This is a genomic window from Roseburia sp. AF25-13LB, assembly GCF_003478915.1.
Classification (GTDB): Bacteria; Bacillota; Clostridia; order Lachnospirales; family Lachnospiraceae; genus Roseburia_C; species Roseburia_C amylophila.
This window is the reverse complement of sequence record NZ_QUFO01000008.1, coordinates 78,375-103,705: the sequence shown is the minus strand read 5'-3', so window position 1 is coordinate 103,705 and position 25,331 is coordinate 78,375. Positions and strand designations below refer to the sequence as shown.

The window sequence follows — 25,331 nt, the reverse complement described above, 5'->3', positions numbered from 1 at the left end:
TAGAAAAAATGAGTAAGATTCAGGTAGTTTATTGGACACAGTCAGGAAACACACAGGCAATGGCTGAGGCTGTTGGAAGAGGAATTGAAGCAGCTGGCAAAGAAGCAGAGGTTGTTGATGTAAGTACAGCTGATATGGATGCATTAAAAGCTTCTTCCGTATTTGCAATGGGATGTCCTGCAATGGGTGCAGAAGTCTTAGAAGAAGGCGAGATGGAGCCATTCGTTGAAGAAGTAGAAGGCTTTGCAGCAGGAAAGAAAATCGCATTATTCGGTTCTTACGGATGGGGCGATGGACAGTGGATGCGTGACTGGGTAGACCGTATGACAAGTGCAGGAGCAACCGTTGTAAATGGCGAAGGTGTGATTTGTCAGGAAGCACCGGATGACGATGCAGTCGCTACATGCGAAAGTTTAGGCAAACAGTTAGCAGGAATGTAAATTCCAAAAACAAAAACATTTCCGTAGGGTACAAACAAATTGTATTATATATCATAACCAGAAGAAGTCTTGCAGAAAACTGCAAGGCTTTTTCACTTTACAGGAAATTGCTTTCCTGTAAAGTGAAAAACGCTCCGCGAGGATGCGCACTGCGGCGTATAAGGTAGATGTCGCAAGCGACCGCCGCAGGCGCGAGAATGTGGCAGGGCACATTCTTTGTTACGTTTTGAAAACAGCTGCATATACTGATAAGAAGGACTGGAAACAGGTGAAAGAATGAAAGTATTGAATCTGGGAGAACGCTCCGTGCTGGTACAGTATGTGCAGCTGGCATTAAACCGTGCGGGATATGATATAAGGAAAGATGGAATTTTGGGAGAGAATACCTGCAGGGCATTGCGGCAGTTTTTAAGGAAAAAGAGCGGGGAAGAATTTAACTGTAAAATAGATGATGTAGTGTGGGGAAAGCTTTTCCCTTATTTAAAAGGATATACGATGCATGAAATAAAATCCGGTGATACATTATGGGGTATTGCGGCAAATTATGACACCAGTGTATCAGCGATTATGACAGCCAATCCAACAGTAAATCCGCTGGCACTGCGGACCGGAAGTATTCTTGCAATTCCATTCTCTTTTTCGCTTGTAGCAGAAGATGTGGCTTACACTTCTTATCTCAATGACTGGATATTGGAAGGGCTTACGGTACGCTATCCTTTCTTGGTTCAGGGAAATATTGGAAAAAGTGCGATGGGAAAGGAAATTCCCTATCTTCGGATTGGAACAGGAGAGCGGGAAGTCTTTTACAGTGGAGCATATCATGCCAACGAATGGATTACCACACCGGTCCTGCTTAAATTTGCGGAAGAATATGCCCATGCATTTGCAGCGGGACGCATGCTTTATACTGTGCAGGCGGCATGGCTTTTTTATGGATTTTCCCTGTATCTTGTTCCCCTGGTAAACCCGGATGGCGTGGATTTAGTGAATGGAGTATTAGAAGAGGGTGCATCCTTAGAAGAGGCAGAGCGCATTGCAGCTGATTATCCGAAGATTCCATTTCCGAATGGATGGAAAGCCAATATAGAAGGAATTGATTTGAATCTGCAATTTCCGGCGGGCTGGGAAAATGCCAGAAACATTAAATTTGCCATGGGATTTACAACACCGGCACCAAGAGATTATGTGGGAGAGGCTCCCCTTGTGGCACCGGAAAGCCGCAGTGTCTATGAATTTACAAGAGCCCATAATTTTTCGTTAATTCTGGCATATCATGCACAGGGAGAAGTGATTTACTGGCGGTATCTTGACTATGAACCGGCAGATTCCAGAAGAATTGCAGAATACTTTGGCGAGGTCAGCGGATACCGGGTGGAAGAGACACCATCTGCGTCGGGTTATGCTGGTTTCAAAGACTGGTTTATTCAGGAATACAATCGTCCCGGCTATACCATTGAGGTGGGAATGGGTGTAAGCCCGCTTCCAATGAGCCAGTTTGCCGGAATCTATGAAGATAACCGTCTGATTTTAGAAGGCGGAATGACGGAACTTGTGCGATAACCGGGGATGTGTTATATTGTAGCAGAGAAAAGTTGAGGAAACTGGAGCGTAAGATGAACACAGCATACAGCTATGAGATACAGCCGCTGGATGAACATTCCATAAGCATAGAGCGTGTATATGGGACGACACCGGTTGTTGTAATTCCAGAACAGATAGATGGATTCACAGTAAAGAGAATAGGCGCATATTGTTTTTCGGAAAGCAAACATGTTCCGGCAGATGCCGTTACCATCGGCGAAGTGGACAGTTTTATGAAGGCATTATGTGGAAATGATATCGAAGAAATTTCTTTGCCGGATTCCGTGGAACAAATCGGGAATCTGGCATTTTATAATTGCCGCAAATTACGAACACTTACCTTGGGGCGTTTCTTAAAAGAATTAGGAAGCGATGCCTTTATGAACTGCCGGAGCTTAAAGCGGCTGGTGCTTCGTTCTTCCATGGAAGAAGCCAGTGGCGCACAGCTTATCTTAAATCAGGTTCGGGCTGATTTGGAAGTGGAATTTAAGGAAGCCTTATTTTTCTATCCGGAATATTACGATTCCTATGAAGAAATCGGACCGGCACATATATTTGCACTGAATATTGCGGGGGAAGGTTTCCGGGCAAGACAGTGTTTTCATGAGCGGATGGTAGATGCCGCCGCATACGATATGATATTTGAGCGGATCTGCATTGAGGAGAAGATGTGGACTGCAGCCAGAATGGCACTTTGCAGACTGGCATATCCGGTGGAATTAAAGGAAGAAGCCCGTGAACGTTATCTTTCTTATTTAAAAGAACATGCCAGTGAGGTATGCGATGTTTTGATTCAGAAAAAAGATTTAGCATTATTAGAGCTGATATGCCGGCTTCAGGTGGTGGAGCGGAGTGGAATCACTGCATTAATCGAGCAGGCGGCAGAAGCCGGCTGGGCAGAAGGCAGTGTCAGCTTAAGCAGCTGGCAGCAGAAATATTATAAGGAAGAAGCAGCTTCTTCCTGTTATGATATTGAGTGGTAAAAACAGCAGAAAATTAAGAAAATATGCAGTGGCAGAAAGGAGTAGAAGATGGCGCATATTAAGACCCAGACCGAATGGGAAAATGATATGTCTGTAAAAATCTTGCAGCATGCAAGAAGTGAAATCTATCTGGATTTGCGATATCTTGATGTGGCACTTTCTGCATTGAAGCCTCAGGCAATGGAAGGCTTAGAGACAATGGCTACGGACGGAGAGAGTCTCTTTTTCTCAGCAGGACAGGTAATACGTGTATTCCGGAATAATCCGGCATTTATGAACCGGGCGTACCTGCACACGATATTGCACTGTATTTTTTCACACTTATTTTTAAAAGGAAACAGAGATACGAAGCTTTGGAATCTTGCCTGCGATATTGTAGTGGAGCAGACCATTGACGGCATGGACAAGCCCTGTACCAGGCGCGCATTAAGCTTTCTGCGGCAGCAGACCTATGAAGCGTTGAAGGGTGAGGGGCGGATTTCAGCAGCAGTGGTATACCGCTGGCTGCGGGGAAAATCCATGGAAGAGCTTCTTACCTTAAATCATGAATTTTATACGGATGACCACCGTTTCTGGAAAGAGGAAACCGGCAATGGCGCGGCATCTGCGGCCAGAAATAAATGGAATAAGATAGCAAGGCAGACCAGTATGGCGAAGAAGCGGCATGGAGATGAGCCGGAAAAGGGAGAAGAACTTCTGATGACACAGATCAGTGCTGCGAAAAGCCGCCGGAGTTATAAGGAATTTTTACAGAAATTTTCCATACTACAGGAAGAATTAAAATGCAATCCCGATGAGTATGATTTGAATTATTATACCTATGGGCTGCGGCTTTATAAGAATATGCCCCTGATAGAACCGGTGGAGAGCCGGGAAGTAAAGAAAATCCGGGAATTTGTAGTGGTGGTAGACACCAGTTATTCTACCAGCGGCAGTTTAATCAAAGGCTTTTTAAATGAGACATTTGGCATTTTATCCCAGCAGAACAGCTTCTTTCGAAGATGCAGAATCCGGATTATCCAGTGCGATGATAAAGTGGAAATGGATGAGGTAATCAGCAGTCAGGAAGAAATGGAGCGGCTGCTAAAAAGCTTTCAGGTAGTGGGCGGCGGAAATACAGATTTTCGACCGGCGTTTACTTATGTAAACCAACTAATCAAAGAAGGAAACATCCGGCATCTGGATGGACTCTTGTACTTTACCGATGGCAAGGGCATTTATCCGGTAAAGAAGCCGGAATATAAGACCGCATTTTTATTCTTGGGAGCCTATGATGAGACGGCAGTACCGCCATGGGCAATGCGGCTGCAGCTGGAGCCGGAAGAGCTGGAACAGAATGCATGAGAGAAATAATATAGATTGGAAGAAAACAGATGAATATCAAACAGGCAAAGGAAGAAATCAAACATACCGTAACAGCATATTTGAAAAAGGATGATGAGGGCAGATATAAGATTCCTCTGATTCGTCAGAGACCGGTCTTATTAATGGGACCGCCGGGAATCGGCAAGACCCAGATTATGGAGCAGATTGCAGAGGAGTGCAAAATCGGACTGGTAGCATATACGATTACCCATCATACCAGACAGAGTGCAGTGGGACTTCCTTTTATCAAAGAAATGGAATTTGCAGGCAAAGAGTATTCCATAACGGAATATACCATGAGTGAGATTATTGCCAGCGTATACCGGAAAATCGAGGAAGGCTGTCCGGAAGGAATCCTTTTCATTGATGAGATTAACTGTGTGTCTGAGACACTGGCACCGACCATGCTGCAGTTTTTGCAGTGCAAGACCTTTGGTAATCAGGCAGTGCCGGAGGGCTGGATTATTGTTGCAGCAGGCAATCCGCCGGAATACAATAAATCGGTGCGGGAATTTGATATGGTAACCTTGGACCGTGTCCGCTGTATGCAGGTAGAGGCAGACCTTGGTGTTTGGAAAGCTTATGCCAGAACAAGACATATCCATGGTGCAATTTTAAGCTATCTTGAGCTTCGTCCAAAGAATTTCTACCGGGTGGAAGCAGATGTAGACGGCTTGCAGTTTGTCACAGCAAGAGGCTGGGAGGATTTAAGCATTCTGATGAAGACCTATGAAGAAATGGGGCTTCCGGTAGATGAGACCGTTGTAGGAGAATTTTTACACCATAAGGATGTGGCAGAGGATGCGGCAGCATATTTTGATTTATACCAGAAGTATAAGGATGACTATGGAATTCCGTTAATATTGGAAGGAAAGATTCGGCCGGAAGTATTTGCCCGGATTTATGATGCAGCTTTTGATGAAAGACTCAGCGTGGTCAATCTTTTGTTGGACGGATTACAGAATCTGTTCCGAAGCTATGGAAAAGAAAAGGCTAAGACAGACCGCGACTTTGCAGCCTTGAAAGAGTACCGTAATTCCGAAGGGGCAAAGAAAGAAGTTTTTGAGGAAAAAAAGGCAGCCTTTGATATCCAGAGAAAGACATTAGAAACAATCGAAGAAAAGACCGCAGCAGCCTTAGAGCATGCGTTTGATTTTATGGAGCAGGCATTTGAGGGCGGCCAGGAAATGGTGGTATTTGTAACAGATCTTGCTACCGTGGCAGAATCCGCAAGATTCTTAGCCGAGCACAACTGCGACCGCTATTTACAGTATAATCAGGAGCTGCTGATTGGAAGCAAGCGGGCAGAGCTTTTAGCCGAGCTGAACCGGGACTAGTTGTACAGCGTAAAAAAATGTCAGAAAGGATACCTTTAAACATGAAGAAGCTGGTAATCGGAATTCTTGCACATGTAGATGCAGGAAAGACAACATTATCGGAAAGTATGTTGTATACAAGCGGAAGCATACGCCATCTGGGAAGAGTGGATAATAAGGATGCATATCTTGACAATAATGCCATGGAGCGGGAGCGTGGAATTACGATTTTCTCAAAGCAGGCAGAATTTTCCTGGAAAGATATGGCAATCACTTTGTTGGATACACCGGGGCATGTGGACTTTTCTGCGGAGATGGAGCGGACCCTTAAAGTGCTTGATTATGCAGTGCTGGTCATCAGCGGAGTCGATGGTGTGCAGGGACATACCAGAACGCTGTGGCGTCTGTTAAAACTTTATCAGGTTCCGGTATTCTTATTTATCAATAAAATGGATCAGCCGGGAGCGGATAAAGAGGCTCTTTTATGGGAAATCAAGGAGCATTTGGACAGCAACTGCATTGACTTTACACAGGAGCAGAACGAAGGCTTCTATGAAGAGGCGGCTATGTGCGAAGAAGCAGCCATGGAGAAATTCTTATCGGAAGGAAGTCTTGCATCCAATGACCTTGCACAAATGATTGCAAAGCGGGAGCTTTTCCCCTGCTATTTTGGCTCTGCATTAAAGGTGCAGGGTGTGGAAGAACTGTTAGACGGACTTTACGAATATGGCAGGACACCGCAGTATCCGGATAAATTTGGTGCTAAAATCTTTAAGATTGCAAGAGAAGAACAGGGAAACCGGCTGACTTATCTTAAAGTGACCGGAGGAACTCTTCGTGTAAAGGACATGCTTAATGGCAAAGCCGGAGAAGAAGAGTGGGCGGAAAAGGTCAATCAGATCCGTATTTATTCCGGAGAAAAATATGAGGCAGTATCCGAGGCGGCAGCAGGTACAGTCTGTGCTGTTACCGGACTGACAAAGACGTATCCGGGAGAAGGACTTGGCATTGAAGAAGAGTCCATACTTCCGGTCTTAGAGCCGGTACGCAGTGTAAAACTGGTTTTGCCGAAGGAAGTTCCGGTGGCGGTTATGCTGCCAAAATTAAAGCAGTTAGAGGAAGAAAATCCGGAATTGCATATTGTATACCGGGAAGAAACCGGAGAGATTCTCATTAAGCTGATGGGCGAAGTACAGCTTGAAATCTTACAGAAACTGGTAAAAGAACGCTACGGCGTAGTAGTGGATTTTGGCGAAGAAAAGATTATTTATAAAGAAACCATCCGCAATACTGTAGAAGGAGTCGGACATTTTGAACCACTGCGCCATTATGCGGAAGTACATCTTCTGTTAGAGCCGGGTGAGCGCGGAAGCGGACTGTGTTTTCAGACAGACTGCAGTGAAGATATTTTAGATAAGAACTGGCAGCGGCTGATACTGACCCATCTTGCAGAGCGGGAACATAAGGGCGTATTAACCGGTTCTGCCATTACAGATATGAAGATTACCGTAGTGTCCGGACGGGCACATCCGAAACATACGGAAGGCGGTGATTTCAGACAGGCTACTTACCGGGCGGTAAGGCAGGGGCTGATGGAAGCAGATTCTGTATTGTTAGAGCCATATTATGCATTCCGTCTGGAAATACCGGAAGAATGTCTGGGTCGTGCAATGCATGATATGGAGCAGCGTAATAGCAGAATGGACGCTCCGCAGATAGAAAATGGAATGGCACTGCTCACCGGAAGCGGCCCGGTATCGAAGCTTTCGGATTATCAGAAGGAATTAAATACCTATGCCAAAGGGCGTGGCAAATTCTTCTGCACATTGCAGGGCTACGAGGTGTGCCAGAATCAGGATGAGGTGGTAGAAGCTATCGGTTATCAGCCGGAGGCAGATTTATATAATACATCAGATTCCGTATTCTGTGCCCACGGAGCGGGCTATCTGGTGCCGTGGTATGAAGTAAAAGAGTACATGCATATGCCATCTGTTTTAGAAGAAGATGGCGGCACAAAAGAAGAACGGATAAAAGTCCACCGTCCCGGCGTAGTAGAGGACTGGGTAGATACCGATGAAATCGATGCTATTTTAGAAAAGACCTTCTATGCCAACCGGCAGGAAGGAAAACGCAAAAACGGTGTTGTGCGAAAACGCAAAGCAGAAAACAATGCACCAACCGTCCGTACTTACCACAAGCCGGAAAAACTGGAACGCTATCTACTGGTGGATGGCTACAATGTAATTTATGCCTGGAAGGATTTACATGAACTGGCAGAAGTGAATCTGGATGGAGCCAGAGGCAAATTGCAGGACATTCTCTGCAACTATCAGGGCATCTTTGGTGGCGAAGTCATTGTGGTGTTTGATGCATACCGCCTGACCGGACATAAGACAGAACAGTTGGACTATCACAATATCCATATTGTCTTTACGAAGGAAGCAGAAACGGCAGACCAGTACATTGAACGCTTTGCCCACGAACATCACAATCATTATGATGTAACGGTTGCAACCTCCGATGGCTTAGAGCAGATGATTATCCGCGGCCAGGACTGCAAGCTGATATCTGCCCGGGAGTTTGAACAGGAAGTAAAACGGGCGAACAGCGCTATGTGGGATAATTACCGGAATGGACAGAATATTTTCTGATAAATATTGCCATGGCATGGAAAAAAAGCTATGATAGAAAAAGAGTTTCACTCGGGTGATTACGATAGAGGAAAACAGGATGCAACCATTGTATCTGCCATTTGACAGATGTTTCTTTTGTAATAGGAAATGTCATCGTTCTAAGACACTGCATTTTGCTTTTGTGATTTAGCCGGTCTTTCCAATGTTTGACAAGATATCTGTACGGTGCGCCGGAATGCGGATGCATGAAGCAGGCTGTTAGGGGCACTTGGAATTTCGGCGGCAAACCGGCAGCACTGGCACAGGGATGTGCCAGTGAGGCGCATCTTAAGCATGGATGCGAATATGCGCCGGTTGCCGGACGAATTCGTAACTTTATCGAAATTCTTAGTGCCCCTTGCAGGTTTGCTGTGGCATCCGCCTCCGGCGGACAGTGCAGATATCCCGTCAAAGCAGGTGGAAAGACAGTCTACTACAAGCAAAATGCGTATCTAAGAACGATAGGACATTTCCTGTTCATCAAAAGAAAACATCGTTAAATGGCAGCAACAATCGTTTGATCGTTGTTTTGCGTTATCGTAATCACCTGAACAGAATCATTTTTAGCAGAAGGAGAAAAGACATGGAAGGAAAAGGAAGAATAACAGGACATACAGGATTATTGGCATTGATCGGTTCCCCGGTAGGACACTCAGGCTCCCCGGCAATGTATAACTATAGCTTTGAAAAATTAGGATTAGACTATGCATACGTAGCATTCGATATAAAAGTAGAAGAAGTAAAGGCAGCCTTGGATGCCATGCGCCTTTTCCACATGCGTGGCTGCAATGTAACGATGCCATGTAAGACAGAAGCTGCAAAATATATGGATGAGCTTTCACCGGCAGCCCGGATTATCGGAGCAGTCAATACCATAGTAAATGAAGATGGAAAATTAATCGGACATATGACAGACGGTGAAGGATTTGTAGGCAATTTAAGAGACCATGGAATTGAGATAAAAGGAAAGAAAATCACAGTAGCAGGAGGCGGCGGAGCAGCCACTGCCATTCAGGTACAGTGTGCGCTGGACGGGGCAAGAGAAATCAGCATTTTCAATATCAAAGATGACTTCTTCGAAAGAACACTGGAAACAGCAGAGAAGATTAGAAAAGAAGTGCCGGGCATTGTGGTAAATGTGTATGACATTGCAGATACTGCAAAGATGACAGAAGAGATTCAAAGCTCTGACATTTTTGCCAATGCAACCATCGTTGGAATGAAACCGATGGAAAAAGAAAGCGTTGTGAAAGATACATCCGCATTCCGTCCGGGACTGGTGGTTGCAGATGCCGTTTATAATCCGGAAGAGACAAGATTACTCCGGGAAGCAAAAGAAGCAGGCTGCACCTGCCTCAATGGAAAAGGAATGTTACTGTGGCAGGGTGTTGCTGCATTCCGCCTGTACACCGGAGAAGAGATGCCAGTACGGGAAGTAAAAGAGAAGTTTTTCCAGTAGGATAAGGAGTAAGAAATGGAGCAGACGGTAGTCAGAATCAGGACATTGGAAATCGGAAGCGGAATGCCAAAGATTTGTGTTCCGGTTGTAGGAAAGACGGAAAAAGAAATATTAGAGGGCGCAGAGCGGGCGAAGGATGCAAAACCGGATCTGGTGGAATTTCGTGTGGACTGGTATGAAGAAGCTGCAGACAGTAAAAAAGTAGTAGCACTGTTAGAAAAGCTTCGTAAATGTTTGGGAGAACTGCCGGTTTTATTTACCTTCCGAAGCAGCAGGGAAGGCGGAGAAGCTGCCTTAAGCGACGGAGCATATCAAAGCTTAAATGAAGCTGCAATTGCATCCGACTTTGTGGACTGCGTGGATGTGGAATTATTTTCCGGGGATGCTGTTGTAAAGGCAGTAGTAGCGGCAGCACATAGCAATAATGTAAAAGTCATTGCATCCAATCATGATTTTGAAAAAACACCGGCAGCAGAAGAACTCCTTGCCAGACTTCAGAAAATGGAAGCACTTGGCGCAGATATTCCAAAGATTGCCGTTATGCCACAAAGCAGCAAGGATGTTTTAACACTGCTTACGGTAACGGAAAGCTGGAAGGAAACAGGGAAGACACCTGTTATTACCATGTCTATGGCAGGAGAGGGCTTAATCAGCCGTCTTTGCGGAGAAATCTTTGGCTCGGCAGTTACCTTTGGCGCAGCCGGAAAGAGCAGCGCACCGGGACAGATAGATGCAGAAGAACTGCGGCGGATATTGGAAATCATACATCAGAATAGCAATAGACAGTAAAAATAATAGAGAAGAATTTCAATCGATATTTGGAATCATACATATGGAAAGGAATTAGAAAATGGCAGAGAATATTTTTCTGATTGGATTTATGGGAGCCGGAAAGAGCACCATAGCAAAAGTATTAAAAGAGAAATTAAATGTTCCTCTTTGCGAAATGGATGAAATGATTGCAGAGCAGCAGAAAATGGCTATCTCTGACATTTTTGCACAGTATGGTGAAACACATTTCAGAGATTTGGAGACACAGCTTGTAAAAGATATTTCAGAAAAAGACGGTGTCATCGTATCCTGCGGTGGCGGTGCAGTGCTGCGGGAAGAAAATGTATCTTTTATGAAAGAAAATGGCAGAATCGTTCTGTTATCTGCTACACCGGAAACCATTTATGAGAGAGTCCGCTACAGCAAGGACCGCCCGATTTTAAATGGCCATATGAATGTGGAGTACATCCGTGAACTGATGGAGAAACGTCGCAGCCGTTATGAAAGTGTTGCAGACCTTGCGGTGGCAACAGACGGCAGGAGTGCAGAGACAATCGCAGATGAGATTATTGCAAAGTTAAGAGAAGCATAATGGAAATGAGAGAGTATATAGAAGCAATCGCAGAAAGCTGCAGGAAGCTGATTATCAGTAAGCCTGCCACAAAGCAGGAAGAGTATCGTAAAATTATCGTACAGAAAAAGGAAGCCTTTTTCCAGATGGAAAAATATACGGACAAGCAGGTATTTCATGAGAATCTATCTGTAGAAGAATTAGAGACAGCATTGGAAGAACTGATGCAGAATCATTTTCGCCAGCTCAATGGATTTGATATAGAAGCAGAGCATATTCTTCTGGTATCCAAAAAAGGAGTGCCGTCTTATAAAAAGAAAAAGCTGCAGAATGCAGTAAATGAGACTGCAACCCATAACCGGAAGAAAAATTATCTCTTAGAAGAAGGTAAGGTCATTCCGCCGTTGGTGGATATGGGAATTTTTACTGCAGAGGGCAAAATCGTCCGCACCATGTATGATAAGTTTAAGCAGATTAATCGTTTTGTTGAAATCATTGATGATTATGTGAAGGACTGCAAAAAGGAGAAGCTTCATATCATTGATTTCGGCTGCGGCAAGTCCTATCTTACTTTTGTTATGTACTACTACTTTACGGAAGTGCGCAAGATTCCAGTAGAGATTGTAGGACTGGATTTAAAGAAAGATGTCATAGAAAAATGTAATCAGGCAGCAAAAAAATACGGATATGACACCCTGCATTTTGAACTGGGAGATATCAATGGCTACAAAGCACCGTTTCCGGTGGATATTGTAGTATCTTTGCATGCCTGCGATACCGCAACGGATTTTGCCTTATACAATGCTATCAGTTGGGATGCGGAAATGATTTTCTCCGTGCCATGCTGCCAGCATGAATTAAATGAGCAGATGGAGAGCGAAAAGCTGCATCTGATGACCCGTTATGGCATTATCAAAGAGCGTTTTGCAGCACTGACAACGGATGCAATCCGTGCCAACCTCTTAGAGTGCTGCGGATACAAGAGCCAGGTCTTAGAATTTGTGGATTTGTCCCATACGCCAAAGAATCTTCTGATCCGGGCGAGAAAGGCAAAGATTTCAAAGGAGCATAAGCATAAGCTTTTAAAAGAAGTGGATGCCATGTGCGAAGAATTCCAGCTAAAACCGTTACTCTACGGATTACTGCAAGTGGATGAAGGGAGAAATACGGATGCATTCAGAACAGGAAAATAATAGTTTCCCGGTAGAGTTTTTAGAGAGAATGAAAGAAATGTTAGGGGAAGAGTACCCGGCATTTTTTGAAAGCTTAGGGCAGGAGCGGCAGCAGTCGTTCCGGATTAATACAGGGAAAACCAGAGTATCAGGATTTTTACAACAGACAGATTGGAAGCTAAAACCGGTTCCATGGTGTGAGACCGGTTTTTATTATGGAAAAGAGATTCGTCCGGGAAAACATCCTTATCACAATGCTGGTGTGTATTATATTCAGGAGCCGTCGGCAATGGTACCGGCAGAATGTCTTAAGGCACAGCCGGGGGATATCATTTTAGACCTCTGTGCAGCTCCCGGTGGAAAGAGCACCCAGATTGCGGCAGCTATGAAAGGGGAAGGAATCTTAATCTGTAATGAGATTCATCCGGCGAGAGCGAAGATTTTATCTGAAAATATTGAGCGGATGGGAATTAAAAATGCACTGGTATTAAATGAGACACCGGAGCATCTGGCAGAGCGTTTTCCAGGCTGCTTTGATAAAATCATGGTGGATGCACCATGCTCCGGGGAAGGCATGTTCCGGAAGAATGAAGAGGCCGGAAATGAGTGGAGTATAGAAAATGTCAGATTATGTGCCGACCGGCAGGACGGCATCTTAGACTGTGCGTATGAGATGTTAAGGCCCGGCGGCAGGATGGTATATTCCACCTGCACCTTTGCACCGGAAGAGGATGAAGGAAGTGTGCACCGTTTCTTAGAACGTCATCCGGACTGCCAGATTGCAGAAGGAATTGACAGTGAAGGCTTCATTCATGACAAAGAAGGCTGCATCCGACTGTTTCCGCATAAAATCGAAGGCGAAGGACATTTTGCAGCAGTGATAACGAAAGCAGGCGAAGGTTATGGCGGCTTTGGACTGACGGAAAAGGGCATAAAGGAAAAAGACTGCCCGGAATATCTTTCTTTTGTAAAAGAGAATTTAAAAGAAAAACCTCAGGGAGCATTGCTTAAATTTGGAGAGCAGCTCTATCTGATGCCGGAAGGATTTCCTGCTTTAAAGGGGCTGAAGGTATTACGGCCGGGACTGCATCTTGGCACCTTAAAAAAGAACCGTTTTGAACCATCCCATGCACTGGCACTTGCCATGCAGCCACAAGAGGCATTTCATGTTGCCATGCTTTCTTCTGGCAGCCAGGAAATCAGACAGTATCTGATGGGACAGACTTTTTCATGGGGAGGAGAAAAGGGCTGGTATTTAATCTGCGTAGATGGCTACAGCATCGGCTGGGGCAAGCTGGCAGGTGGAATTATGAAGAATCATTATCCGAAAGGGCTTCGTATGGTGGATATTACCTAAAAAGAGAGAATCTGAAAAAAGCTGCTTAAAATAAAACAAAATTAAGGAAATATTAATAAACACCGGGAATATCTGCTTGTGATTTAAAAGAAAATCGAATATGATTATTAAGTCGGAAAAAATAGAAAGTTAGAAAATTATGTGTGAAGAGACAAAGTTGGGAAAATTTTATCAAAAATACATAGCAAAATGGATACCATCATATGGACCACTGCCATTGGCATGGTGTGCCATTTTTAATACCATTATTTATTGGGGCACCCAGAGGCTGATGGCAAATGCAAAGCATTATGACCTGACCAGCAATCTGGACAGGAGTATTCCTTTTGTAAAAGAGTGGATTATTCTGTATGTTTTATTTTTTGCGTTCAGTTTAATAAATTATATTCTGGTATCGAGAGAAGATAAGGAAACATTTTTCCGTTTTGCAACAGCGGATATGTTGTCAAGAGTAATCTGCTGCATCTTATTTATATTGCTTCCAACCACGAATATTAGACCGGAAGTGACAGGGCATGATTTCTGCAGCTGGCTGGTGCGTTTTATCTATGCATCGGATGCACCGACGAATCTCTTTCCATCCATCCATTGTCTGGTAAGTTGGTTCTGCTTCATCGGGGTAAGAAAGAGCTGTAAGCTGCCGGGCTGGTACAAAGGATTTTCTTTTGTGATGGCAGCATTGATTTGTGCATCCACCCAGTTTACCAAACAGCATTATATGATTGACCTGGTAGCAGGCATTTTTCTGGCAGAATTCTGCTGGTTTGTATCAAAGCATACCGGAATGTACCGTCCGGTAATGAAAGTTTTTGATAAAATCGGAAGAAAGATATTTGGGGTGAAGCATTATGATGAGTAAGAAAAAAGGAATACTGAATGCAGTTTTTCTTATTACCGTATTTGCAATTACCATATATGCAATCTTTCATGGACAGGATTTAGGTGAATTGTTCGGCTATATCCGGAATACGGATTACCGGTACTGGCTTGTTGCGGTGGTCTGCGTGGTATTCTTTATCTGCAGTGAATCTGTTATTATATTTTATATGATGCGAAGCATCCGGCAGAAGATAAAACTTATGCATTGTTTCCTGTATTCCTTTGTTGGATTCTTTTTCAGCTGTATTACACCATCGGCAACCGGAGGACAGCCGGCACAGATTTATTATATGAAAAAGGATAAGCTGTCCATACCGGTATCGACACTGGTTTTAATGATTGTAACCATTACCTATAAGCTGGTACTTGTGGTACTCGGCACATTGGTTGTAATCATTCGTCCGGCACAGATTATGCATTATCTTGAACCTGTGCTGGGATGGTGTTATCTGGGACTTTTATTAAATGTCTTTTGTGTGGCATTTATGATGTTTCTGGTTTTCCATCCGACACTGGCAGCTAATATGATGGATGCCATCATAAGAGGACTTGGCAAAATTCATCTGATGAAGCGTACTGAATATTACCGGGAAAAAATGGCAAATGCCATGAAGCAGTATCAGGATGTGGCAGGATATTTCCGTACCCATAAATTGGTCGTAACCAATGTATTTCTGATTACCGTAGTACAAAGACTGTTACTCTTTTTTGTAACATATCTGACCTGCCGTTCCTTCGGAATCAATGGAACAGGGATGGTAACCATTGTTGTATTACAGGGAATGATTTCCGTTGCGGTGGATATGCTTCCGTTACCGGGAGGAATGGGAATCAGTGAATCACTGTTTTTATCTATTTTTGCACCAATCTGCGGCACACTGACATTGCCGGCGATGGTGGTAAGCAGGGGACTCAGTTATTACACAGAATTAATTTTAAGCGCAGTTATGACAGTCGTAGCACATTTTACGATAGGAAGACCGCATAAACAGAAGAGGGAAGAAAGGTAGAGGAAAAAATGATAGGTTTTTATGATTATACAGTAGTACTTACATATATTAGTCTGATGTGTTCTGTTTTTTGGAATCACTCAGGCAATTGGAGGACATTATAGAACAGCAATTATCTGTCTGGCATTATCCGGATTATTTGATATGTTTGATGGAAAGATTGCAAGAACCAAAAAGAACCGTACTGATGATGAAAAGTTATTTGGCGTTCAGATTGATTCCCTTTGCGATGTAGTCTGCTTTGGTGCGTTCCCGGCAGTAATCTGTTATGTGCTTGGTGTAAGAGGTATTCTTGGAACCATTGTTCTGGCATATTATTGTGTCTGCTCCGTGATTCGTCTTGGATTCTTCAATGTGTTGGAAACCAACCGCCAGAGAGTAGAAGAGGGTGCCAATAAATATTATCACGGACTGCCGATTACAACGATGGCAATCGTACTGCCACTGGCATTTATGCTGAACTTTGTAATTGCGGAGCGTGAATTCAGTGTGTTACTACTCTTTGTTTTGGCAGTAGTTGGCACATTATTCATTGTAGATTTTAAATTGAGAAAGCCATCTAATGCATTTCTTGCAGTTTTGGTTATCCTTGTGGCATGTGCAGTAATTGCAATCTTCTTATTCTCAAAATATCATATTTCACTGTGCTTTCCGGGACTGGAGAATTCCATTTTAGACCGTCTGATGAGGTAGAAATTGCGTAACATTTCCTGCAATAAGGAAAAATGAGGAGGAAACGAGGATGCGTTGTGTAGATCGGAATGGAAATGAAATTGGTGAGAATGCAGCACAGGGCAGAGTGTTAAAGGCATTGTATGAGACGGCTGCCGGAAGAATTTTACTTGGAATTCTGGTGAAACCTTTTGTTTCCAAAGCAGGTGGATTCCTTTTGAACCAGCCGGTATCAAAGGCTGCAATTGCACCATTTATAAAAAAGAATCATATAGATATGACAGATTATGAGGAACGGGAATACCGTTCCTATAATGATTTTTTCACCAGGAAAGTCAAGCCGGGACACCGGAAATTTGACCGTGTTAAGGAGAATTTCTGTGCACCCTGCGACAGCAGGCTCAGTATATATCCCATTACAGCAGAGGGAAAAGTCCGCGTCAAGGATACGGAATATACCATGGAGAGTCTTTTCCGCAGCAGGAAAATCGCCCATCATTATGAGGGCGGAACCCTTTGTATTTTCCGTCTGACGGTAGATGATTATCATCATTACAGCTTTGTGGATGATGGCAGAATGGGGTACATCTATAGGATTCCGGGTGTTTTTCATACGGTAAATCCGCTGGCGGGAGAAATATATCCGATTTATAAGGAAAATACCAGAGAATTTTCTGTGCTGAAAAGTCAGCATTTTGGCAATATTTTAATGATGGAAGTGGGTGCACTTATGGTAGGCAGAATCTGTAATGAGAAAGAAAACTGCCCGGTGCACCGTGGAGAAGAAAAAGGTAAATTTGAATTTGGCGGTTCTACGGTAATTTTGTGCCTGGAAAAAGACAGGGTAGAACTGGACGCAGATATTGTGTATAATTCCAATAAAGGAGTCGAGACGAAAGTCCGGCAGGGGGAAAAGATTGGAAGGATGTCAGAATGGAAGCGCATGAAGTATTAGAACAGGTGAAAAGCGGAAAGATGACCGTAGAAGAAGCGGAGCAGTTTTTTAAAAGGGAACCATTTGAAGAGATGGGCTATGCAAAGATAGACAGCCATCGGAAAGTGCGTTCCGGTTTTGCAGAAGTGGTATTCTGTCAGGGAAAACGGGATGAGTTTCTTCTTGAAATCTTTCAGAGAATATACAAGGATGAAGGCGAGGTCATGGGAACCAGGGCGTCTTTGGCACAGTATGAGCTGTTGCACAAGGAATTACCGCAGGTTACCTATGACCCTGTTTCTCGTATATTAAAAATTGAAAAAAAGGATAAAAAACGCAGTGGACTGATAGCAGTATGTACGGCTGGAACGGCAGATATTGCAGTGGCAGAAGAGGCTGCGCAGACGGCAGAGTTTTTCGGAGCCAATGTGGAACGTATTTATGATGTGGGAGTCAGTGGAATTCACCGTCTCCTTTCAAGGCTTGAGGTAATCCAGAAAGCCAACTGTGTTGTTGCAGTGGCTGGCATGGAAGGAGCACTGGCAAGTGTTTTAGGCGGACTGGTAAGCAGGCCGGTAATCGGTGTACCAACCTCCGTAGGCTATGGAGCGAATATGGGAGGCATTTCTGCATTGCTTACCATGATTAATTCCTGTGCCAATGGTGTTGCAGTGGTAAATATTGATAATGGTTATGGTGCAGGCTGTCTTGCAACACAGATAAACAGACTGGGGGTGCATGATGAAGAAGCGTAGTTTATATCTGGACTGCCATACCGGAATCAGTGGTGATATGGTAGTGGCGGCTTTACTGGATGCAGGAGCAGACAGAGAAGTCTTAGAAACTGTTTTAAGGAGCATTCCGGTATCCGGCTTTGGGATTGCAATCAGCAGAGTACAAAAGGCGGCCCTGTCGGCATGTGATTTTAAGGTCATCTTAGATGCCGCCCATGAGAATCATGATCATGATATGAAGTATTTATATGGGAAGGAAGAATCGCACGCACATGGAGGGCATTTCCATTCGGAAGAATCGCACGCACATGGAGGGCATTTCCATTCGGAAGAATCACATACCTATGGAGAGCATTCCCATACGGAAGAATCATACACCCATGGGGAACATCATCATCACGAACACCGCGGTCTGACGGAAATTTATTCCATAATCGATGGCACGAATATGCTTGATAGTGCCAGGACACTTGCTAAGAAAATATTTAGGATTTTAGCAGAAGCGGAAGCAAAAGCCCATGGTGTTCCGGTGGAAGAAGTACATTTTCATGAAGTGGGAGCCTTGGATTCAATCGTAGATATTATTGCAGCGGCAGTTTGTGTTGATAATCTTGGAGTAGATGAGGTCATTATACCTGCCCTGTGGGAAGGGGAAGGAACGGTGCGCTGTCAGCATGGAATCCTGCCGGTTCCGGTTCCGGCAGTGACTAACATAGTGATGGAATATGGAATCCCGCTTGGAAAAATAGGTGAAGCGGGAGAATATGTGACTCCGACAGGGGCTGCAATTGCAGCGGCTATCTGTACGTCAGGAGAGCTGCCGGAATGTTACCGGATTGTGGGAAACGGACTGGGCGCCGGAAAGCGGGACTATAAGCGGCCGGGACTGCTCCGGGCATTGCTGCTGGAAACAGAAGAACCGGTCTATGAAAGTGATTCTATTTTAAAACTGGAATGTAATATCGATGACTGTACCGGGGAAGCACTGGGCTATGCCATGGAGCTTTTACTGGAAAATGGCGCAAGAGATGTCCATTATATACCGGTCTATATGAAGAAAAACCGCCCGGCATATCAGTTGACAGTAATCTGCAGGAAAGAAGACCGGGAAAAATTAGAAGCAATTATATTTCGTGAGACAACAACCATTGGAATCCGCTATGTAGAAATGGTGCGGACGATTCTGCCAAGAAGGATAGAAAAGCGGCAGACCTCCTATGGTGAGGTGGCGGTTAAAATATGTGAGGGTGAAGGAGAAGTGCGTATTACTCCGGAGTATGAATCCATCCGGGAGGTATGCAGAGAGAGAGGACTTCCTTTTCAGAAGGTATATGATGATGTATTGCAGGAGTTGAAATAAGGATATGAAAAGGATGAGGTTAAAAGGATGCATACAAAAACAGATTTATTAGAGGGTAATATTTTAAAATCTTTGATTTTATTTGCAATTCCACTTATTATTTCCAATTTATTTCAGCAGCTCTATAATGCGGCAGATACCATGATAGTAGGCCATTTTCTGGGTGATGAATCACTGGCAGCAATCGGTGCATGTGCAGCGGTTTATGAACTGCTGGTAGGATTTGCACTGGGGTTTGGAAATGGACTTAGCATGGTAGTGGCAAGAAGCTTTGGTGTAGGAGATAAAGACTTGTTAAAGCGTGCAGTTGCAGGCTCTTTGGTAATTGGAGCAGCGGTGACGGTTGGTGTAATGCTGATTGCACAGATTGGACTTCGTCCGCTTCTGGTCTTGTTACATACACCATCAGAAATCATTGAGGAATCCTATTCTTATATTTATATTGTAACAATCTGTGTTGGAGTAATGTTTGCATATAATCTGTTGTCCGGATTGCTTCGTGCAATTGGAAACAGTTTTATGCCGCTGGCATTTCTGATTATTTCGTCCGTTATCAATATTGTACTGGATGTTCTTTTTATTACACAGTTTCAGATGGGAATCCGCGGTGCAGCAGTGGCAACGGTGGTAGCACAGGGAATTTCTGCAGTATTATGTGCCATTTATATTATGAAAAAATGTAAGATTTTAATACCGGCACGGGAGCATTTTAAAGTAGATGGACCACTTTACCTGGAACTGACAGGCCAGGGGCTTTCCATGGGCTTTATGTTAGCTATTGTATCTGCAGGAACAGTAATCCTGCAATATGCTATCAATCAGCTGGGTTATCTGATTATTGCGGGACATACAGCAGCACGAAAATTAAACAGTTTTTGTTCGTTGCCATTAATGCCACTGGCAATGGCAACAGCAACCTTTGTATCCCAGAACCGGGGAGCAGACCAGCGTGACCGTATCCTTAAGGTAGTACGGTATGCCATGATACTGTCTGTTGGCTGGGCAGTATTTATTACCGTTATTGTTGCATTTGCCGCACCTTCCCTGATTGCATTGCTCTCCGGCTCATCCGAAAGTGTAGTTCTTGAAAATGGTGCCAGATATATCCGCTGGAATACACCGTTTTATTCGGTTCTTGGAATTCTGCTGGTACTTCGAAATGTGTTACAGGGACTTGGTAAAAAGGTAGTGCCACTGGTTTCAAGCATGATAGAGCTGGTAGGAAAAATTGCATTTGTTCTATTGTTTATCCCAATCTTGAAATATTTTGGTGTAATTATCTGTGAGCCGGTTATCTGGTGCCTGATGTGTATCCAGCTTGTCATATCCTATTACAGAGACCCGTATATCCGTGGAAAGGAAGAAAAGAAATGAAGCTTGGAATCGTAGGAACAGGAACTATCGTAGAAGAAGTACTTCCGGTATTGCAGCAGGTAAAAGGGCTTTCCTGCTATGGAATTTGTGGAACAAAGCGCAGTGAAGCAAAAGCAGAAAAACTAAAAGAACAGTATCAGATGCAGCTTGCAGTAAGTGATTATGAAAAGCTTCTGGATTCGGAAATTGATACTGTCTATATTGCTGTGCCAAATCTTTTACATTTTGAAATGGCAAAAGAAGCAGTTCTTCGTGGAAAACATGTTATTGTAGAAAAACCCATGACAGCCAATGAAAGACAGGCAGAGGAGCTTTGTGCCCTTGCAAAGAAGCAGGGAGTATTTTTATTTGAAGCTATTACCACACGGTATCAGTCGAACTATCAGTTTATCAAAGAGCAGTTACCGACGATTGGCAAAATTAAAATGGCAGTCTGCAATTTCAGCCAATATTCCAGAAAATATGACCGTTTCCAGAATGGAGAAAACATTCCTGTTTTTGATGCAAAGCAGGCAGGTGGAGCTTTGATGGATTTAAACTTATATAATATCCAGTATTTAGAAGGCTTCTTTGGAGAACCGCAGTCTGTGCATTATACCGCAAACACGGAAAAAGGAATTGACACCAGCGGTGTTGCAATTTTATCTTATCCCGGCTTTCAGGCAGTTGCAATAGGTGCAAAGGACTGTCAGGGACAGCCGGAATATCGCATTGAAGGAAGCGAAGGCTACATTGCCCAGAACAGCCCGTGTAATGTCTGCGGCGCAGTGACCATCCATTACCGGGATGGAAGAGAGGTATCCTATGATGGAAATGGAGATGCACACCGGATGTATGCAGAGTTTGTTTCCTTTGTAAATGAGATAGCATCAAAGGACACTGAAACCTGCTACGAAATGCTCGACCACAGCCTTGCGGTCAGCCGGATACTGACCCGGGCAAGAGCGGATGCCGGAATTGTATTTCCGTGTGATGAAAATTAGTCAAGTATGATTTAGTCAATCGTACTTGACTAAATTGTATTTGACGAAGGTAATCCTTCTATCTCCACACTATCTCCAAATCTATGTAATAAGATGTAACAAGTTCGTAACAACTTGCGAATGATTACATAGGAAATTGCGAGAAGAGAAAATTATTTGAATTTATTTTAGAAAATGAACAATAGCCAGACAGTCCGGCAAAGTGCGAAGGCATTTTCATGGCTGTTAGGGGCACTTGGAATTTCGTATGGAAACAGGCAACGCCGGTACATGGAAGTACCGGCGAGGCGCAGATGAACATGGATGTGAATTTGCACCGCTTGCCGGATAAAAAAGAATATAATCCGAAATTCTTAGTGCCCCTTGCAGTTATGATACAGCCTTAGTACTTGCCGGGCTGCCCGGCTATTTCTTACTTAGTAAAAATAAATAGAATATCTCTTCTGCAATACCTGATGATTACATAGGTAAGGAGACAGATATGAAATACAAAACAGTAAAAAAATTATGGTTTGCAGCCGCAATCCTGACAACTACAACTTCATTATGGACCAATGTCAATGCCATGGAGGCACCAGCTGTATCTGGTGCAGGTGTAATCCGTGCACTGAATGAGCAGCGTATTTTATCAGAACAGTATGCGATTCAGCAGATACAGACAGAAGCAGGTGAATTGGCAGAGCATGAAGCAGCAGGCGGAGCAGATGTAAATGGTGTGACAGAACTTTCACTTGGAAATGCAGAAGAGGAAATGCCGGCAGCAGACCAGCCGGAACTTGCGGTTGCAATCGCACCGAATTATGTGAATATTCGAAAAGAACCGTCTACAGAAGGAGAAGTGCTTGGAAAACTTTACCGTAATACGGTAGGTGTGATAGAGGCAGCAGAAGAGGGCTGGTATTATATTACTTCCGGTTCAGTCAGCGGATATGTCAGTGCAGAATATGTCTGTGTGGGAGAAGAAGCAAGAGCACTTGCGGAAGAAATTGGCACACAGCTTGCCCGGGTAACTACAACAACTTTAAAAGTGCGTACGGAAGCATCCACAGAGGCTGCCGTATTAGGACTGGTACCGGGAGGCGATATACTAACGGTAACAGAGACACTGGATGGCTGGTTAAAGGTTGATGCAGAGGAAGGGGAGGGCTATGTGGCAGCAGATTATGTAGAAACCTATACGGAATATCCCCATGCAGAATCCATTCAGGAAGAAACAGAACGGTTAGCAAGAGAAGAAGCCGCAAGAAGAGCGGCACAGGAAGCAGAAGAAAGAAGAAAAGAGGAAGAGCAGCAGGCAGCAGCACAAAAGAAGGCAGCAGCGAAGCAGAGCACCAATCATACAACAGCGGGGAATGCAACATCTAAAGCTTCAACATCTGGAAATGCTGCATCCGGAAACAGCGGAACAGGGGCGTCTGCATCTGATGCCGGTTTAGGCAGGCAGATTGCAGATTATGGATTGCAGTTTGTAGGAAATCCATATGTATATGGTGGAACCAGCCTTACAAATGGGGCGGACTGTTCCGGCTTTGTGCAGAGTGTATATAGGAATTTTGGAATTAATCTGCCAAGAACTTCCGGTGAGCAGGGAGCCTGCGGAAGTGCAGTGGCATCTTTGGCAGAAGCACAGCCGGGAGATTTAATCTGGTATTCCGGTCATATCGGAATCTATATCGGAAGCGGACAGATTGTGCATGCAAGTTCAGCAAAGACCGGAATTAAAGTATCAAATGCAGGCTACCGGACGATTCTTTCTATCCGAAGAATTGTATAAAGAGAATAAAAAATTTTATCCGTGGAGATACTGACTACAATAGAAAAGAGTATAAATTAGTAGAAAAGATTGTAGCAGGAAGGATAGAAGATATATGGGAACAAAGGGAACCATTATCATTCAGGAGTCAGAAGGAAGGATGCCCCAGGAACTCTGCCAGCAGCTTTTAGAAGAGGGCTACCGCATTGTATACGAAGAAGACAGGCGGGCAGGAAGTCAGATTGAAATTGGAACGGCCTGCATCTTAGAAGTAGACAATCATTGTATCAGAAGAGGCAGGAAAAAGATTCATCTGACACCTAATGAATATAAAATTTTATATACCATGGTGAAATCTCCCCACCGGGTATATAGCAGAAACCAGTTGATTACTTATGCGTTAGAGGATGCCTTTGATGGCTATGACAGAACAATAGATTCCTATATTAAGAGTATCCGGAAGAAAATTGAAAAGAATCCCAGACGGCCGCGTTATATCATAACGGTGCACGGAGTCGGATATAAATATGTTCCATCAGACAGTGAGGGCACTCATGGAGAATAAGAGCCTGGAACAGGGGATGGAAACAGAACCGGTGCATCGTGTGATTTTGTCACTGGCGGCACCTACGGTATTTAGTATGCTGGTAATTTCTGCTTACAGTATCGTGGATACCTTCTTTGTAACAAGACTTGGAAGCAGGGCAACCGGAGCGGTCGGAATTACATTTGCACTGGTGGCATGGATACAGGCAGTGGGCTATACTGTTGGCATGGGAGCGGGAAGCCTTGTTTCAAGGCTCCTTGGAAAGAAAGAAAAAGAGCAGGCAGAGCAGATTGCAAATTCAGCAATTATGTCAGGGCTGCTGCTTGGACTTATAAGTCTGGGGGCAGGTCTGATTTTTTTGACACCTTTGCTGAAGCTTTCCGGTGCAACAACAGAGCTGCTTCCATATGCAAGGGAATATGCTCTCTTTGTATTGCTGTCGGCACCCTTTACCATAGAGACACTGGTACTTGGTACGCTTCTTCGGGCACAAGGCAGGGCGAAAGCATCCATGGCAGGAATGGTAACCGGTGGAATTCTTGATATTATACTGACACCGGTGTTTCTGTTTGTCTTAAATCTTGGAGTAAAAGGAGCCGCATTAGCGGCATTTATCGGACAGGCAGTGGCAGCGATGGTACTGGGAGGCTGTTTCTGGCATGGCAGAATGAAACTGAATGGAAAGAAACAAAGTAAAAATTTTTTTAAAATAAAGGACTATGGTAGCATTATAAAAAATGGTCTGCCGTCGCTTTGCAGGCAGGGATTTGCCAGCGTGGCAGCTGTATTGTTAAACCGGCAGGCGGTAGGATATGGAGATGCGGCAGTAGCAGCAATGTCTGTAGACGGACGGTTATTTATGGTATTTTTCAGCCTTTTTATCGGATATGGTCAGGGTTTTCAGCCGGTGGCAGGGTATCAGTTTGGAGCTGAAAATAAAAAAAAGTTAAAGCAGGCATTTATTTTTACTTTATGGAGCAGCACCATAGCGGCGGCAGGAATCGGTCTGGCAGGATTCCTTTTCGCACCGATGACCATGAACTTCTTTTTAAAAGAGGATATGGCAGCACGAATCGGCATTTTTACTTTTCGAAGCCAGTGCCTGATTCTTCCGCTGATTCCGATAGGAATTTTAAGTAATATGCTGTTTCAGGGAATCGGGCAGCAGGGGAAGGCGGCATTTCTATCAGCGTGCCGTCAGGGAATTGTATTTCTTCCGTTGATTTTCCTTCTACCGGAATGGATCGGACTGGCGGGAGTGGAGATTGCGCAGGCATTGTCAGATGGGCTGACTGCAATCATCAGCATTCCATTTGTGTTTTGTTATTTCCAAAAGAGTGAGAAAAAAAGAACAAAAAAAAAGACCAGTGACGGAAAGCGGCGGCTATGAAGCGCCGT

23 protein-coding genes and 1 pseudogene are annotated in these 25,331 nt (G+C 44.1%); all 24 read left to right on the top strand.

Translation table 11 applies throughout. The features are described from left to right. The first annotated feature begins 8 nt into the window (after positions 1–8). A complete protein-coding gene (locus tag DWY37_RS11645; RefSeq protein WP_117698035.1) occupies positions 9–440 on the top strand; it encodes a flavodoxin in 432 nt (143 codons plus the stop codon). A 276-nt stretch (positions 441–716) separates the two neighbouring features. After that, positions 717–2,000 carry a M14 family metallopeptidase gene (locus DWY37_RS11640; RefSeq protein ID WP_117698036.1) on the top strand — a complete coding sequence of 428 codons (1,284 nt, stop codon included), beginning with the start codon at positions 717–719 and terminating at the stop codon, positions 1,998–2,000. A 53-nt stretch (positions 2,001–2,053) separates the two neighbouring features. Then, positions 2,054–3,004: a leucine-rich repeat domain-containing protein gene (locus DWY37_RS11635; RefSeq protein ID WP_117698037.1), complete on the top strand. Its 951-nt coding sequence runs from the start codon at positions 2,054–2,056 to the stop codon at positions 3,002–3,004. A 48-nt stretch (positions 3,005–3,052) separates the two neighbouring features. Beyond that, the gene (locus DWY37_RS11630; RefSeq protein ID WP_118544532.1) at positions 3,053–4,348 is read left to right on the top strand and encodes a vWA domain-containing protein; all 1,296 of its coding nucleotides are present in this window, start codon (positions 3,053–3,055) and stop codon (positions 4,346–4,348) included. Positions 4,349–4,377: 29 nt separating this feature from the next. Next, positions 4,378–5,706, top strand: a complete 1,329-nt coding sequence (locus tag DWY37_RS11625; RefSeq protein ID WP_117698038.1) for an AAA family ATPase — start codon at positions 4,378–4,380, stop codon at positions 5,704–5,706. 41 nt (positions 5,707–5,747) lie between these two features. Further along, on the top strand, positions 5,748–8,336 hold the full coding sequence (locus DWY37_RS11620) for a translation factor GTPase family protein (protein ID WP_117698039.1): 2,589 nt from the start codon (positions 5,748–5,750) through the stop codon (positions 8,334–8,336). Positions 8,337–8,563: 227 nt separating this feature from the next. Then, the gene (locus DWY37_RS11615; protein WP_117698040.1) at positions 8,564–8,857 is read left to right on the top strand and encodes a hypothetical protein; all 294 of its coding nucleotides are present in this window, start codon (positions 8,564–8,566) and stop codon (positions 8,855–8,857) included. Between the two features lie 83 nt (positions 8,858–8,940). After that, positions 8,941–9,816 carry a shikimate dehydrogenase gene (aroE, locus tag DWY37_RS11610; protein WP_022243991.1) on the top strand — a complete coding sequence of 292 codons (876 nt, stop codon included), beginning with the start codon at positions 8,941–8,943 and terminating at the stop codon, positions 9,814–9,816. Between the two features lie 15 nt (positions 9,817–9,831). Then, positions 9,832–10,605 carry a type I 3-dehydroquinate dehydratase gene (gene aroD / locus DWY37_RS11605; protein WP_117698041.1) on the top strand — a complete coding sequence of 258 codons (774 nt, stop codon included), beginning with the start codon at positions 9,832–9,834 and terminating at the stop codon, positions 10,603–10,605. A 61-nt stretch (positions 10,606–10,666) separates the two neighbouring features. Then, the gene (locus tag DWY37_RS11600) at positions 10,667–11,179 is read left to right on the top strand and encodes a shikimate kinase (RefSeq protein WP_022243993.1); all 513 of its coding nucleotides are present in this window, start codon (positions 10,667–10,669) and stop codon (positions 11,177–11,179) included. Next, a complete protein-coding gene (locus DWY37_RS11595) occupies positions 11,179–12,351 on the top strand; it encodes a class I SAM-dependent methyltransferase (protein ID WP_330408290.1) in 1,173 nt (390 codons plus the stop codon). The genes DWY37_RS11600 and DWY37_RS11595 overlap by 1 nt, the downstream gene beginning before the upstream one ends. Continuing rightward, positions 12,329–13,687 (top strand): RsmF rRNA methyltransferase first C-terminal domain-containing protein, encoded by a 1,359-nt coding sequence (locus DWY37_RS11590; protein ID WP_117698042.1) that lies wholly within the window; start codon positions 12,329–12,331, stop codon positions 13,685–13,687. Before DWY37_RS11595 ends, DWY37_RS11590 begins: the two co-directional genes overlap by 23 nt. Before the next feature lie 157 nt (positions 13,688–13,844). Further along, positions 13,845–14,546, top strand: coding sequence for a phosphatase PAP2 family protein (locus DWY37_RS11585; RefSeq protein ID WP_158552031.1), 702 nt, complete (start codon positions 13,845–13,847; stop codon positions 14,544–14,546). Further along, positions 14,536–15,576 carry a lysylphosphatidylglycerol synthase transmembrane domain-containing protein gene (locus DWY37_RS11580; protein WP_117698044.1) on the top strand — a complete coding sequence of 347 codons (1,041 nt, stop codon included), beginning with the start codon at positions 14,536–14,538 and terminating at the stop codon, positions 15,574–15,576. Before DWY37_RS11585 ends, DWY37_RS11580 begins: the two co-directional genes overlap by 11 nt. Positions 15,577–15,584: 8 nt before the next feature. Beyond that, a pseudogene (locus DWY37_RS11575) lies at positions 15,585–16,269 on the top strand (CDP-alcohol phosphatidyltransferase family protein). Positions 16,270–16,318: 49 nt separating this feature from the next. Beyond that, entirely contained in the window at positions 16,319–17,203 is an 885-nt protein-coding gene (locus DWY37_RS11570) for a phosphatidylserine decarboxylase (protein WP_117698097.1), read from the top strand. Then, complete coding sequence (gene larB, locus DWY37_RS11565) at positions 17,182–17,937, top strand: nickel pincer cofactor biosynthesis protein LarB (RefSeq protein WP_117698045.1); 756 nt, start codon at positions 17,182–17,184, stop codon at positions 17,935–17,937. Before DWY37_RS11570 ends, larB begins: the two co-directional genes overlap by 22 nt. Next, positions 17,924–19,276, top strand: coding sequence for a nickel pincer cofactor biosynthesis protein LarC (larC, locus tag DWY37_RS11560; protein WP_118541402.1), 1,353 nt, complete (start codon positions 17,924–17,926; stop codon positions 19,274–19,276). The genes larB and larC overlap by 14 nt, the downstream gene beginning before the upstream one ends. Positions 19,277–19,303: 27 nt before the next feature. Then, positions 19,304–20,650, top strand: a complete 1,347-nt coding sequence (locus DWY37_RS11555) for an MATE family efflux transporter (RefSeq protein WP_117698046.1) — start codon at positions 19,304–19,306, stop codon at positions 20,648–20,650. Then, positions 20,647–21,633, top strand: a complete 987-nt coding sequence (locus DWY37_RS11550) for a Gfo/Idh/MocA family protein (RefSeq protein WP_118544533.1) — start codon at positions 20,647–20,649, stop codon at positions 21,631–21,633. The genes DWY37_RS11555 and DWY37_RS11550 overlap by 4 nt, the downstream gene beginning before the upstream one ends. Positions 21,634–21,851: 218 nt before the next feature. Continuing rightward, the gene (locus DWY37_RS15855; protein WP_158575688.1) at positions 21,852–22,019 is read left to right on the top strand and encodes a hypothetical protein; all 168 of its coding nucleotides are present in this window, start codon (positions 21,852–21,854) and stop codon (positions 22,017–22,019) included. 95 nt (positions 22,020–22,114) lie between these two features. Continuing rightward, positions 22,115–23,407, top strand: coding sequence for a C40 family peptidase (locus tag DWY37_RS11545; protein ID WP_118541404.1), 1,293 nt, complete (start codon positions 22,115–22,117; stop codon positions 23,405–23,407). A 94-nt stretch (positions 23,408–23,501) separates the two neighbouring features. Next, positions 23,502–23,951, top strand: coding sequence for a winged helix-turn-helix domain-containing protein (locus tag DWY37_RS11540; protein ID WP_117842012.1), 450 nt, complete (start codon positions 23,502–23,504; stop codon positions 23,949–23,951). After that, positions 23,941–25,323 (top strand): MATE family efflux transporter, encoded by a 1,383-nt coding sequence (locus tag DWY37_RS11535; protein WP_158575687.1) that lies wholly within the window; start codon positions 23,941–23,943, stop codon positions 25,321–25,323. Before DWY37_RS11540 ends, DWY37_RS11535 begins: the two co-directional genes overlap by 11 nt. Positions 25,324–25,331: the final 8 nt, after the last annotated feature.

Excerpts from the sequence above, each read along its gene's own strand:
- DWY37_RS11630 (WP_118544532.1), top strand. The coding sequence starts at position 3,053 with ATGGCGCATATTAAGACCCAGACCGAATGGGAAAATGATATGTCTGTA.
- DWY37_RS11535 (WP_158575687.1), top strand. The coding sequence starts at position 23,941 with ATGGAGAATAAGAGCCTGGAACAGGGGATGGAAACAGAACCGGTGCAT.
- DWY37_RS11640 (WP_117698036.1), top strand. The coding sequence starts at position 717 with ATGAAAGTATTGAATCTGGGAGAACGCTCCGTGCTGGTACAGTATGTG.
- DWY37_RS11540 (WP_117842012.1), top strand. The coding sequence starts at position 23,502 with ATGGGAACAAAGGGAACCATTATCATTCAGGAGTCAGAAGGAAGGATG.
- DWY37_RS11595 (WP_330408290.1), top strand. The coding sequence starts at position 11,179 with ATGGAAATGAGAGAGTATATAGAAGCAATCGCAGAAAGCTGCAGGAAG.
- larC (WP_118541402.1), top strand. The coding sequence starts at position 17,924 with ATGAAGAAGCGTAGTTTATATCTGGACTGCCATACCGGAATCAGTGGT.
- DWY37_RS11645 (WP_117698035.1), top strand. The coding sequence starts at position 9 with ATGAGTAAGATTCAGGTAGTTTATTGGACACAGTCAGGAAACACACAG.
- DWY37_RS11590 (WP_117698042.1), top strand. The coding sequence starts at position 12,329 with ATGCATTCAGAACAGGAAAATAATAGTTTCCCGGTAGAGTTTTTAGAG.
- DWY37_RS11570 (WP_117698097.1), top strand. The coding sequence starts at position 16,319 with ATGCGTTGTGTAGATCGGAATGGAAATGAAATTGGTGAGAATGCAGCA.
- DWY37_RS11620 (WP_117698039.1), top strand. The coding sequence starts at position 5,748 with ATGAAGAAGCTGGTAATCGGAATTCTTGCACATGTAGATGCAGGAAAG.
- DWY37_RS11555 (WP_117698046.1), top strand. The coding sequence starts at position 19,304 with ATGCATACAAAAACAGATTTATTAGAGGGTAATATTTTAAAATCTTTG.
- DWY37_RS11635 (WP_117698037.1), top strand. The coding sequence starts at position 2,054 with ATGAACACAGCATACAGCTATGAGATACAGCCGCTGGATGAACATTCC.
- DWY37_RS11580 (WP_117698044.1), top strand. The coding sequence starts at position 14,536 with ATGATGAGTAAGAAAAAAGGAATACTGAATGCAGTTTTTCTTATTACC.
- larB (WP_117698045.1), top strand. The coding sequence starts at position 17,182 with ATGGAAGCGCATGAAGTATTAGAACAGGTGAAAAGCGGAAAGATGACC.
- DWY37_RS11600 (WP_022243993.1), top strand. The coding sequence starts at position 10,667 with ATGGCAGAGAATATTTTTCTGATTGGATTTATGGGAGCCGGAAAGAGC.
- DWY37_RS11550 (WP_118544533.1), top strand. The coding sequence starts at position 20,647 with ATGAAGCTTGGAATCGTAGGAACAGGAACTATCGTAGAAGAAGTACTT.
- DWY37_RS11545 (WP_118541404.1), top strand. The coding sequence starts at position 22,115 with ATGAAATACAAAACAGTAAAAAAATTATGGTTTGCAGCCGCAATCCTG.
- DWY37_RS15855 (WP_158575688.1), top strand. The coding sequence starts at position 21,852 with ATGGCTGTTAGGGGCACTTGGAATTTCGTATGGAAACAGGCAACGCCG.
- aroD (WP_117698041.1), top strand. The coding sequence starts at position 9,832 with ATGGAGCAGACGGTAGTCAGAATCAGGACATTGGAAATCGGAAGCGGA.
- DWY37_RS11615 (WP_117698040.1), top strand. The coding sequence starts at position 8,564 with ATGAAGCAGGCTGTTAGGGGCACTTGGAATTTCGGCGGCAAACCGGCA.
- DWY37_RS11625 (WP_117698038.1), top strand. The coding sequence starts at position 4,378 with ATGAATATCAAACAGGCAAAGGAAGAAATCAAACATACCGTAACAGCA.
- aroE (WP_022243991.1), top strand. The coding sequence starts at position 8,941 with ATGGAAGGAAAAGGAAGAATAACAGGACATACAGGATTATTGGCATTG.